At 45.4% G+C, this 12,563-nt stretch carries 11 protein-coding genes; 4 read left to right on the top strand and 7 right to left on the bottom strand.

Annotated features, from left to right (window positions below):
* Positions 1-17 precede the first annotated feature (17 nt).
* A complete protein-coding gene (locus OEY58_15475; GenBank protein ID MDH5326857.1) occupies positions 18-1,361 on the bottom strand; it encodes a lysine 2,3-aminomutase in 1,344 nt (447 codons plus the stop codon).
* A gap of 548 nt (positions 1,362-1,909) precedes the next feature.
* Complete coding sequence (locus tag OEY58_15470) at positions 1,910-3,400, bottom strand: serine/threonine protein kinase (GenBank protein MDH5326856.1); 1,491 nt, start codon at positions 3,398-3,400, stop codon at positions 1,910-1,912.
* A 232-nt stretch (positions 3,401-3,632) separates the two neighbouring features.
* On the opposite strand from OEY58_15470, the gene OEY58_15465 reads away from it, so the two are divergent.
* Positions 3,633-4,442 (top strand): class I SAM-dependent methyltransferase, encoded by an 810-nt coding sequence (locus tag OEY58_15465; GenBank protein ID MDH5326855.1) that lies wholly within the window; start codon positions 3,633-3,635, stop codon positions 4,440-4,442.
* Between the two features lie 14 nt (positions 4,443-4,456).
* Here the strand turns inward: OEY58_15465 and OEY58_15460 are convergent, their stop codons facing one another.
* From OEY58_15460 to OEY58_15440, 5 genes are all read right to left on the bottom strand, one after another.
* A complete protein-coding gene (locus tag OEY58_15460; GenBank protein MDH5326854.1) occupies positions 4,457-5,683 on the bottom strand; it encodes a tetratricopeptide repeat protein in 1,227 nt (408 codons plus the stop codon).
* Between the two features lie 111 nt (positions 5,684-5,794).
* The gene (locus tag OEY58_15455; GenBank protein ID MDH5326853.1) at positions 5,795-6,088 is read right to left on the bottom strand and encodes a hypothetical protein; all 294 of its coding nucleotides are present in this window, start codon (positions 6,086-6,088) and stop codon (positions 5,795-5,797) included.
* A 123-nt stretch (positions 6,089-6,211) separates the two neighbouring features.
* On the bottom strand, positions 6,212-6,835 hold the full coding sequence (locus OEY58_15450) for a hypothetical protein (protein MDH5326852.1): 624 nt from the start codon (positions 6,833-6,835) through the stop codon (positions 6,212-6,214).
* A 24-nt stretch (positions 6,836-6,859) separates the two neighbouring features.
* Entirely contained in the window at positions 6,860-7,432 is a 573-nt protein-coding gene (locus OEY58_15445; GenBank protein MDH5326851.1) for an RNA polymerase sigma factor, read from the bottom strand.
* 68 nt (positions 7,433-7,500) lie between these two features.
* Positions 7,501-9,798 (bottom strand): beta-propeller domain-containing protein, encoded by a 2,298-nt coding sequence (locus OEY58_15440; protein ID MDH5326850.1) that lies wholly within the window; start codon positions 9,796-9,798, stop codon positions 7,501-7,503.
* 273 nt (positions 9,799-10,071) lie between these two features.
* Between OEY58_15440 and OEY58_15435 the strand changes: the two genes are divergently transcribed.
* The 3 genes from OEY58_15435 (at position 10,072) to OEY58_15425 (ending at position 12,540) form a co-directional block, all read left to right on the top strand.
* The gene (locus OEY58_15435) at positions 10,072-11,118 is read left to right on the top strand and encodes a tetratricopeptide repeat protein (GenBank protein MDH5326849.1); all 1,047 of its coding nucleotides are present in this window, start codon (positions 10,072-10,074) and stop codon (positions 11,116-11,118) included.
* Positions 11,119-11,637: 519 nt separating this feature from the next.
* Positions 11,638-12,042, top strand: a complete 405-nt coding sequence (locus tag OEY58_15430; protein ID MDH5326848.1) for an OmpA family protein — start codon at positions 11,638-11,640, stop codon at positions 12,040-12,042.
* Positions 12,043-12,294: 252 nt separating this feature from the next.
* Positions 12,295-12,540 (top strand): hypothetical protein, encoded by a 246-nt coding sequence (locus tag OEY58_15425; protein ID MDH5326847.1) that lies wholly within the window; start codon positions 12,295-12,297, stop codon positions 12,538-12,540.
* The last annotated feature ends 23 nt before the right edge of the window (positions 12,541-12,563 follow it).

The raw sequence follows: 12,563 nt of genomic DNA, 5'->3' as shown, positions 1-12,563 counted from the left end.
AATTTGCGAGGCCGATTTTAAGAGTCAAAAAAGAATTTGTCTGCGCCAAAGGCGGGTTTTAAATCATCAAGCCAAGTGGCACTTTCGTCGTATTGTGCAAAAAAGGGTTTTTGCACCCAGTCCGGATCACGACCTTGTATCATACGACAAGCAAACACTTTCTCACCCTGTAATTCTGTCACACCCTGAATCTCCACTTTTCCGGGTGTGGCACTCATGGAGGGCCCCCTGACAGTACGCGACAGCCCGGACACCTTTTTTAAAGCCTCGCGGTAAATATTCCAGGCCCGATGTAGGGGTACCTGAAAATATTCTTTGGCTCCTGTGTCCCTTTCCACAAACATATAGTACGGAATGATGCCCAAGCGTGTTTGCATTTGCCACATTTTTGCCCAAACCTCCGCATCATCGTTGATGTGCTTAATGAGCGGCGATTGACTGCGAAGTACGGCACCGGTGGCACGCAGTCGTCGAATCGCTTCTATGGCCATGGGCGTTTCCATTTCCCGCCAGTGATTAAAGTGAGTCATGATAGCCACGTGTTTACCGGCTGCCACCAATCTTCGGAACACATCCAAAAGTTCGTCCGCATCGTTGTCAGACACAAATCGATGCGGCCAAAACGAAATGGCTTTGGTACCGATGCGTATATTTTGAATATGTTCAAAATCTTTTTCTAATAAGGGTAATAGGTAGTCCTGTAAATGGGAGGTCTTCATAACCATGGGATCACCACCCGTAATCAACAGATCACTCACTTCTTTGTTCACACGCAAGTATTGATGCAGACGCGAAGTTTCGTTACTGGCAAAGCGCAATTCTTTATCACCCACGAACTGTGCCCAGCGAAAGCAAAAGCTGCAATAGCTGTGGCAGGTTTGTCCCTGGCTGGGAAAGAACAAAACGGTTTCGCGGTATTTATGTTGCATTCCCGCGATGGGTTGATTATTGATGATGGGAACATTCAGATTTTGTTGTCCTCCGGGATGAGGATTCAATTTGGCACGAATGTCCTTGGCTAAGCCGTTAATTTTCTCCTTGCCGGCATTAGCACGCAGCGCTTGTGCCATGCGGTCAAAATCATGCGGTTCCAGCATACCGGGCTGAGGAAAAGTTAGTTGAAATAGGGGATCGTGAGGAATATTGGCCCAATTGATCAATTCGTCAATAACATACTGATTTACTCGAAACGGTAGTACATTGGCCACCACTTTCATGTCAAATCTTTGTTTTTCGGACAGGCGCTGCAATTGAGAGATTTGTCCCAACTGACGTTCCGTAAAAACCTTAAAAGATTGAGTTTCATTAAATAAATCCTGATATTGTTCTCGTTTTCTATAAAATTGTAATATTTTGCTCATGTCTCTCTATTTCAGTTAATTTGTTATCTCAAGGCTTTGAGACAGTCACTGCAGAGTTTCTTTAAGGTGTGCAAAACCTTTGAGTGATTCCATGGAATCAACTCCGGCACACGGCAGTAAGAGTCACTCGGTGTTGCGATCCACTACTGTTTCTGTTACCGGTATGTTTTGCCGGTTTTAGTGGTACTTTTTTGTGGTACGTTTAGTGGTGCGTTTAGTGGTGCGTTTAGTGGTACGTTTAGCGTAATAGCGCAATGATTGAACGCTATTGTTTAGACGCGATGGGTATTCCACACGGATCGTGTTGCTTACCCTTCGCTTGGCAATCACGTAGGCGAAAAGCGTGTAATAATTAGAGTCACGTGACTAAAGACGGCTAATTGTAGTTTTTTCAACAGGGAATTGCCAGCCGATGTGCTGTTGAAAGACAAAATATGGCAATTTTCTCGGTATTTTTCCCCATTTTTACAAAGTGGACGCAAATGTACCGGCTTAGGCACATCCTCTTTCGGCCAACCACAGCGAAAAGACGTTCAAATGGTAGGTATTCAGGCGGATTTTTTTGTTGCCACGGACAATAGACTTTTGTAAATCTCTTGCATAGATCCAGGACGGTTTTCCGGCGTCTTTTCCAGCATATTTAATATGACTCGTTCCACCGCTTTAGGTAATAGTTTGTTGTGTTTTTTGGGAGGAAGCGGCTCGGCGGTAAGATGTTGCGCAATGACACTTTGCATATCACCATAAAATGGCATAACACCGCTGAACATAACATACATCGTAACACCAAAAGCATAAATATCCGTGCGATAATCCACTTCTTTTCCGGAAGCCTGCTCCGGACTCATATATGCAGGCGACCCCATGATTGTACCTACCTGGGTTAGGCCGGATGAATGGGTATAGCGCGCCAATCCAAAATCCATAATCTTGACTTTGTTTTCCGGTGTAAGCATTACATTCTCCGGTTTAAAATCGCGGTGTACAACACCTTGGCTGTGCGCATACTCCAAAGCCTGACTGATTTGTTTGGCGACATCCAATGCAAATTTAAATTCCAATGGTTTACCCGGAGTAAACCGTTTGGCCAACTCGTCACCTTCAACAAATTCCATTACTATCCAAGTATTTTCCGCATCCTCCACCAAGTCATATACCTGAACGATATTTGGATGACTCAATTTTGCCAAAGCTTTGGCTTCCTGCTTAAACCGACCAATGAATTGTTCGTCATCACACAATTGCGGAGATAATTGCTTTATCGCGACATTACGATCCAACACTGTGTCATAAGCTAAGTACACATACCCCATTGCGCCTTTTCCTAGAAGCTTATTGACCCGATAACGGGTAGACAGGCTCGAACTGTCGCTATGTGGCTCTGTCTCCGGGCTTACGTATGCCGTGTTTTGCAACTGTTGCTCCGAAACGCCGTTTACTTTAGTTTCAGAAGTTAGGAGTCCTGTGGTCTCAGCACTTTCCGATTTCAATGCCAGTAATTTACCTTGTAAGCGCTGTATTTGTTCTGGCAAAGTGCAAAACTCCAAAGCACTTTGGTACAACAACACACTTTCTTTAGATTGTCGTCCCAACCGCTCATCCGCCTCCCGCTCTTTTTCTGCAGCAATACCTGTGGCAGCTTGAACCGCATTAGGAATATGCAAGCAAAGCAATGCAATGACTAATAAAGCAGAACCTGACCACAAAATGGTCTGCACAGTGGCCTTGCGTTCGTCAGATTGATGCTCTGCTGTGGTACTGCTACCCTGCATACGATCAAAGAAATTGGAAATACGCGAAATTGCGCCTCGAGGTTGCTCTGGGGGCGACACCGTATTCCACGCGCTTGTAATTATATTAGGAACCAAAGCAGGCATGATGAGCATTATGGCCAGCAGTGAAATTTGTGCGGACCGAGCCGTTTTCAACCACAGTAAAGCCACTTGTGGTTTTTGCACCATGAGCGGAGCATGACGTAATGCCTCTTTACCCGACTCTATTATTTTGGTGGAAGTCTGAAATATTGTGGTCACAGACATGATTAATCGATTTTATTCCTTAAACCCTCCAGCTATATCGACAATAAACACTCAAGCTTTAAAAATATCCGACCGCCATAATCAGCATGTTTTCAATCTCGATTACAATGACTTAATTAATTTTATTAATGTTATTTATAGACTATACTCTGAGCTACGACACCTGCACTTTACATGACAAGTTTAAAACTCTGTATAATTCGCCTGTTTTCTTAACCGAGGTATCCAAAACATGAGCACGGCACAAATAGACTGGCATTTAATGGCTGAAAAATTCGATTTGTGGATACCTCACATCGAACCAGTGGGTAATGCCGTGTTGGCGCAGTTGGATGCCCAGCCGGGGGATAATATATTGGATGTCGCCTCCGGAACCGGCGAACCGGCGCTCACCCTGGCCCGGCAAACCGCCGGAAGCGTTACCATTACAGGAACCGATTCGGCAGCCGGCATGGTCGGAGTGGCTCAGGGTAAAGTAGAAAAAGAGGGTTTGAAAAACATTAGTTTTCAAACTATGCCCGCTGAAGCACTCACATTCGAAAATGAATCTTTTGATCGCGTCTTATGTCGTTTTGGCGTTATGTTATTTCAAGACCCGCTGCAAGGATTGCGAGAAATACATCGAGTGCTAAAACCACAGGGCACTGCTGCTCTAACCGTATGGAGTACTCCCGAAACCATGCTGACCATGTATTGGATTTACTCCGTTTTCAAGAATCGCATTGCCACCGAATTTCATCCCCCACTGGATAAGGTCACTTCACTGGGAGTACCCGGCGCCATGGAAAATCTTTTGGTGGAAGCGGGATTCAAGGATTTCACCATTGAGAAAAGGGAGTTTAACTATAATTTCGAATCCTTTGACGCCTATTGGGATACAGTCGAAGCTTCAGAGATTCTCAAAGTCCAATATGACGCCCTGCCCGATGACCAAAGAGGAGAAATTCGGGATGAGATGGCGCAGTTTGCTCGGGATTTTATCAAGGAAGGTCGTTTGCTTATGCCGCATCAGTATTTACTGGTGACAGCCAAGAAATCTTAGCCGCCAAACGCCAATCAACGCACAACCAAACCCAAAGATATATGGGTTGTATCGAAGTTGAAAAAGGGATCGGTAGACTCATTGACCAAGCGGGCACAAACCACAATCAGTGATGATCGCGGACTGACAGCATAGACAAACTCTGCACTGGCTTTACGCTGACGGTCACTCCTGGCGGACAGACTGTCTATAGAGGAAAATTCGCTTTCTCTGGCGCTGAACTCCAACTTTAATCGGCTTTTTTTACCTATGGTTGGATGAAAGGACAACAACAACTTGTTGCGCGTGGGTGATGCGTTTACTGTAGTACTGTTAAGTCGTTCGTTTTCCTCGACCTCATAAGCGGCGCGCCAATTTTGATTGTAGTGCATAAACAAATTGAGCTTTTGTGAATTGCCTTTTAAATATGAATAGTTAGTCTGTAAGGGCTTAACCTTAACGTAGCTCATGCTTAATCCCGCTGATGTACTTGAAACAATAGTGGTCGCACCGGCTCTTACGCTGTAACGGTCGGTAAAAGTATCACCTCCCAGGTAGTCCCGCTTCAGATCCAAAGAACTATGGTATTGAAATGATTTGGTTTGCCCCGAATAAGCTAGTTCGGCGCTGCCATCGTCATAATCATATGCCTCCATATCTCTATAGCGATGCAATAAATAACGAAAATTGGCCCCTAACCCCCACCGTGACTGTAAACCGACACTTCCTGACAAGGAAAAGTAGTGATCTTTGGATTCGCTGCTCGCCACCACGTCTTCGTTGGCAAAAGCCACATTATCGCTGTATCCATAGGAGAATATACTCATATGTGACAACGAAAAGGTTTCCGATATACCCAAACGATTTTGCAAACGGCGCAATAGTTCTTTTTGACTCACGCTATGGGCATAATTTTTTGCCAAAACCAATTGATCCAAAGCTGATTTTGTTTGCTGCAGTTTTTCCGCACTCAAGGCGCTATTATAGTGTGCCAGGAAACGCATCTCTTCCAGATTCAAGGCAAGCTGGAACGCATCATAGGCCTGTTGATAATTTTCCAGTTTGTAGTGGGTAACACCGAGGTTGTAAAACAGCCTTGAGTTATTCAACCCCATATCGCGTGCTTTCTCAAATGCTGTTTTTGCAGAGCTATAGTCCTTTACCTTAAAGAATTCCAATCCTTGACTAAAGACCTCTTCTGCCGCAGAACTGTATTTGGGATATACTGTAGAACGATCTTGAGCGTACAATAGGCCGGGCATACCGCAAAAGTGTATGCTAATGATAAAAAACAGTTGGGATATGCGTTTAATTCTCAGAGGACAGTCCACTTCTATTGCAGTACATTTATTATTTTCGTGATTCTCAACTAGCTATTCTTGCGGTGGTGGAACGGTACCCCCTGTTATGGGTGAAGTTATAAGAGCATCCTCTATTTGCCTTCCGGGTACAGCGCCTTTCAATTCACTGATGGTGGCCATTTCATCAATGGCCGAATGGGGTATTTCGATTTTAAATGAGTCACCGGGAATTTCCTCCAATCCGATAACCCGCATGGTGACGTCGTCCAAATCCGCAGCTAACAGTTGGCCACTGCATAACAGGGCTATCAGGGTCGCTGCCTTAAGCCACTCGGTGTATCTTCTATTTTGATTTACCATCTTCATTAACTCATTCTAACTGTCTTCATCTATCTGCAAATCCTATCAAATCCAGTAAGCCCGCTAAACATGCTTTTGCCAAGACCTTAACAGAACTTTACAAGATCTTGACCAGACCTCAACAAAGCCTCAGGTTGTCCTGGCTGCCAACTGAATATGGTACTCCTTTTTCGCATCCCGATGCTCAATTTTCAACACGACCACCTGAGGTTTTTGCGCCTTGGATACCAAAGGTAAAGTCAGAATATTTTCACCTTTCCTGAGTTTACCCACCCAGGCGATTTTAGTACCCGCCGGATAGCCTTTGAGTTGAACCGACTCTGGTACCAAAATGGAAAACCGAACCCCTTCCAAACCTTGCGCTGAATGCAGCAACAAATGTAAATCATTGTTATTCTTCGCTTCCTGTTTTGCCACTACTACAGGAGCATCAACCAATGTGTGCTGCAACAACCAAACACTCACCACGGCCAGCATAATTGTTGCCGCCAGGCCCACACCACCAAAGAACCAACGCGCATTCTGGCGGTGGTTCTGCAGGCGCTGACGTATAATGCGATCCTTCAAATGTTGCGGTGCGGCAACCGACGCCATTTCGCTGAGTCGCTGCACTAACATTTCTCTTTGAAACAGTTCCTGACGACAGCGAGTACAGGTACTCAAATGGAAATTAAGCAAAGTGGTTTGATTCGCTGACAATTGACTATCAATATGATCATCAAGCAAAGCGATTGCGTCCACGCATTGCATCATGCGTCCCCCTTGACTTTCCTGCCGTTAATTTTCATTGCCACTGGTTTCCTTGCGAAGATTTTTACCTCTATGAACCACTACACCTTTCAATTTACCCAGTAACTTGTCCCTGCCTCGGTGCAACCGAGACTTCAATGTACCGATAGAAATGCCGGTTATTTTTTCAATTTCTGCAAACGTGTAGCCTTCCATATCGTGCAACACTAAAATGTTCCTTTGTTCCTTACTCAAAAAACTTAATGCCATGGTCACTTTCTTTTGTTCCTGATCCGCCTGAAGAGCATCCTCCGGGCCAATATCGTCACAAGCAATGGAATCTACCCAATACTCCGTTTTTTCCTGTTCCGTATAGCTGATCAATGTCACCGGTGAACGCTGATCTTTGCGCCACTGGTCCACAAAGGTTCGGTACAGTATTCGCGCCAGCCAGGCTCTCGGATTTTCCACATGACCGAATGTCATTTTCTTCATGTTCAAATTCACGAACACATCCTGCACCAGGTCCTCGGCGCCTTCCTTGGAACCGGTTAACCGCAAGGCCAATGAGTACATATCGTTGATGTATGTCTCAACCAGTTGTTCAAACGTTAATGCCATATTATTCTTTTATCTTTTCATTCAAACCCGCTCGGCACCATTCCCCACCGGACGGGAAAATCGTCAGGCTACATTATTGGCACGATCCCACCAACCGCACCATCAGTTGGAACACTGGGAGATCCGCCCACATTACCCAGATAATAAAATGGGTAGGCTTGAAGCGGAAACAGTATTCGCCCAAGAACAGTGGACAGCTCGCTCACTTCTGAAGCTTTCACACCGACATCGGATATACTGTATAAGAAGGTTTCGGCGCCGCTGGTCATAATCACAGACCGGCGTGCGGGCCCCCAATAATAGTATCTGTTGTCGTTGCAATAGATGCTATAGCCGGGTAACAAATTCACGTCAGGACCACAGTAATATTCTCTAACAAGGTCCGCGTGATCCACTTGACCCAATAGGGTAAATCCGTTTTGTGGTGATACGTTAAATGCCATTATTCCATTAAAAACCAATTGCGAATCCGAATAAGACACCGGTATTGCCAATAAATCCCGAGGTTTGTAGAAGTTGAAAGCCAAGTGGTTATATTGGGCTTCGCTCCATACCCAATTGGTATTTGATCCGGGAGTATATCTATGCAACAAGGCAGGATTGTCCATATCGGAAACATCAAACAATTGCAATTGCATTCCCGTGAGTCGAGTACCTTCTTGACCTCGCCCCGCGGTAATTAAATGATTTTCGTCGTAGGGATGGATGTAAGTACTCACACCGGGAATATGCAGCTCACCTCTTTTTTGCGGATTAGCCGGATCACTTAAGTCCAGGCTAAACAAGGGATCAATATTTCGGAAAGTCACTATGTAGCCTTTGTCGCCGATAAATCGGGAACTATGAATGGTCTCGCCCGGAGCCAATCCTCGCAACTCACCGTGTATGGTCATCGTTCCAGCCGTACCGGTGTTGGCTTGCGACAATACAAACACGTCATTTTGTTGCACTCGTTGCCATACACCGTCTTGTTGTATCCAATCATCCTCAGTTGTTGCAACTCTCAAATAGCCGTTGTGCTCACTGAAACTAAATTGGTTCAGGGTCACACCCGGCACCGTACCCATTGCGCTGAATTGGGGTTTTTGATCGGGCGATATACGAAACTTGTAGATAGCCGTTTGTGACTTAGTGTCATTGCCTTCCATCGGCCACCACCAGTTACGACTGCTGGCAGCCAGATACAAATGGTCGCTGCTGGCATAAGCTTGCCAGGAACTGTTTACGATGGCTGTGGCCCCTAAATTGCTGCCATCGGTATTGACACTGGCTACTATTTGTAAACCCAGGTTAGACTCCACACCAGGGTGTTGAATATCAGGACAGGACAAGAATGGGATTTCTTCGGTGATACCTGCCGCACTCACTCGGGTCGCTTTGGGAACTAACTCCGCGTCGCTCATATCTGCCACCAGAGTATCAATATGGGCAGCCAAATCCATTTTGGCTTGAACTACCTTTTCATTCGCTTCTATTTCCGCCACCGTTAAATTGGGATCACTGCATTGCAATTGTCTGACGTTATCCCAAAAGGCTTGCCGTAGCGTCCAGAAACCGGGGTCGTTATAAAGAGCTTGTGGACTGATGTATTCTCGCAAGACCAAATGTAGCCTTTCGTCAATGCGTCTCCCGGTTTGCAGATAGGCAGCAACATTAATGTGTTCGATCAATGTTGGGTTTTCCGGTGTACTGACATCGAAAAACAGAATTGCAGTCTCATCCGGTACCATGGGTTGACGAATGGCAATGCCATCCGACGGAGATGGGGTTCCGATATAAAATGGCTGATCATTCATCCCTAAAACGATCGCTCGTTGGTTGGCCTTATCCAGGAATAAATGGGTACCATGTAAACCCAGGTCTACTTCTTTTAAAGTGCTCAACTCAGTCGGCGGAAATCCTTTAGCCACCACCAAGTGTCTCCCGGTTAACATATACATAAAACCGTTAGCGTCTGCTTTTACTATATCACTTTCGTTAACGCCAACCTCCTGGTTATTGGTATCGGAAACACCGTCAGGTGCCCGATCCGCTAAGGTTCCTCCTGCAGTTCCTCCAGTAACGGGAGAAGCTTCAGGAGCCCCAATCATCGGGTTCGCGATCATGTCGTAACAGTAAGATAAATGTCGATAGATAGTGGTATTGCGTTTTAAAATGGAACGAGAAACATAGGATTTGAGCGAATCACAATTTTCAGGTTGCTGAAGAGCCAATATGGACATTGGCAATTTCGTCGGGTTTTTTGTACTTGTTTTAGAATCGTCACAGGACAACAGCAGCAATGCTGTGCCGGCCACAATACAAGCCGTGATACTGTTACGAATGGTTTTAGCTCTGGTTTGCCTGGTTTTTGCTCTAGGTATCATTGTGCCCCCCAATATTCCCATGTCCGGTCCCCTTGAATCAGTATATCAATAAGAACGAAAAATCCGTGAAAAAGGTTGCATCTTTTTTCAATTAGAGCCAAATTATATTTTCTATATATAACATAGACTTACATTTATTTCTCACAGCTGGATATAACTGTAATAGATCATTCAAACCCTCATCATACGGACTAACGATAAACCCTCAATACTTCCATAGCTGTGCCGATAGTGGTTAGTAATTCTTAATTTTGAGTGCCAAACCGGTCGATCATGAACAAACCTTTACTATTTTTAGTTCTATCGGGCTTGCTCAATACCAGTGCATTTGCTCAAACTTCACTGCAAAAACCACAGATTCTTTTAACGGACTCTACCCTAGCGAAAAACCAATGCATTGTGGAACAGGACTTTGCAGCCATTGGACCCGAAGATAAAGCTTTGTATGGATACAAAATTGTCATGGGTGACAAAACCCGGGGAGAGTGCGAACGGGCTTACGTGAACGCCGCTTTGTACCGTAAAGTTAATAATTCATACCAAAAACTGTGGGAACACGGCTATGTCGGACCGGCCCACTATGTATTCCTCAATCTCGTTGCCATACGTGATGACACGGTTCTGATCTATGATTACGCGGATGGTGGTAATGCCGGCCACTCCTACCAAGAAGCTTACGTCGTTTCAGATGCCGGTATGGTAGTGCGCATTGATGAAAGCGAAGTCAAGGTTTGGGTCAATTCACGTTTGCAAGACGGTCAACGGGTCATGTCCAACGGTGGCGGTATTTCCTACGACTCCGATGGCATCATTTTTAAAGCCAAGGTTTTCAACCAAGACGATAATATACGCCAACCAAGCGGTGGCGATTTGTTGGCGAGAATGCGCCTAGTAAAGTCCAGTTCCGGCTATCGTCTGGAGCTGCTCAATTCCTACAACACGGGCAAATCACAGGACTTGTATGAGCAAGGACTTAAGCAATATAAACGCAAACAATACCGAAAAGCCGTAAACTCGTTTAAGAAAGCCACCAAAGAAAATCCCAAGAACTGGAAAGCCTGGACCAATTTGGGAATGGCACTTCTCACACAAGGACAGTTTGTTAAAGCGGTGGACGCCTGCCGCAATGTTCTCAATAGTGATCGATCGGGCTCGGTGAACAAAGGTAACGCTGCGTACAATATGGGGCTGGCCTATGAAAAACTGGGCAATCTCACTGAGGCGTTATTCTATTATGAAATGTCGCATAATTTTGTCAAAAGCAAACACCGCAGTGCGTCCATTGAAAAAGTAAAAGCCAAACTCGCCAGCAGCCGCTGAACAACGGTTTCCATTCCCCCTTTGAGAGCACGCCTCCAAATGGAGGCTAAAAAGCCGTTCTGTCATATTTTGTCACAATCTATCGCCCTATTGTCACTAACGATTTCGTGTGTCTCTATATTTCCTGTGTTTAATTACTGTTAAGCAACCGCTCTTTCTATTCACAGTAAAACAGGAGACACCATCATGAAACTTAAACCTTCAAGCATTTTGAAAGCAAGCGCTTTTACCGTTCTACCCTTAGTGCTGGCCATTGGGTGTGCCGGAAATGGTTCCAAGACCTCACTTTCCATGAAATCGGAAAACATCACTGCTGTTGAAACTACCCAACATGAAGACCTGGTGAGCACCGAAACCTCCACCGTTAATGATTTCTCAGACACGGTTGCCATCCCCCAGGTCGAGGAAACCATTATCAACGATGCCATTGTCAGCGATACCATTGTCAGCGATACCATTGTTAGCGCCGAGGAAACCATCGCAGACATTAGCTCAGAAACAGCAGAGGAATCCGGCTTAATGGAAGTCAAGCTGTCACAGCCGGAACGGATCTTAACGGAGACACCGGAAAAATCTCGATTTCATTTTGACGCCAATCAAACCGAAATATCCGCTGATGATCTGGAAATATTACAGCAACACGCCACTTATCTGATGAACAACCCCGGCTTACACTTGGTTCTGGAGGCTCACTCCGATGCCCAAGGATCTGCCGCTTATAATTACAAGCTCAGCGAAAAACGCGCTGAGAAAGTTGTCAACATTCTGTTGCAATACGGTGTCAGCAGCGATTTGATTACCGTAAACAATTATGGCGAATCCTTTCCATTGCACGAGGAAAATAATTGGAAAGAAAACCGTCGGGTGGAATTTAAATACGAAGAAGCAACAGTACCGTCCGATTTAGTTGTCAGCTCCTATTAGTCTCTACCTAGTGTTCCGCCCACTCGCGGCGACCTGAGTTCCGCCCGCTGTTACAGCGGGCGGAAACGCTTTTTCTCTGCTAGTGCTTTTCCCCAACCTGTTTTCCTAATACCCGCAGTAGATGGAGCGAACAATGCCACCTGAATGTTGGGTGAATCAGCCTCTTTTCTCCCATCCATATATTGTTTATTTATCTTTTTTTAGGCAATCTTCTTTGAACGGATCGTCCGGCGGATAATCGGTGTGGCGTAAATGAAAAACAACATTCATGGACATGAATACTATGGAATGGACCGGGTAAATGTTTGTTACCCTGACGTTGTCGTGGATCAAGGCGTGGCCTACGCAGCCGATGACAAGGGTCGCTTGCTTTCTTTTGAATACGGAATCTACGGGCTGGACCTAAATACCCGGTTGATCCATGGTCGAGCTTTACAACGACTTGGGGAACAGTTCTTGATCGGTTCCATCGGCGGAAGAATCATGCTCAGTGAATAGATCTATTACACGCAATTGAAAAT

The sequence above is a fragment of the Gammaproteobacteria bacterium genome (assembly GCA_029882975.1).
Lineage (GTDB): Bacteria > Pseudomonadota > Gammaproteobacteria > SZUA-152 > SZUA-152 > JAJDNG01.
This window is presented reverse-complemented; position numbering and strand designations above follow the sequence as displayed.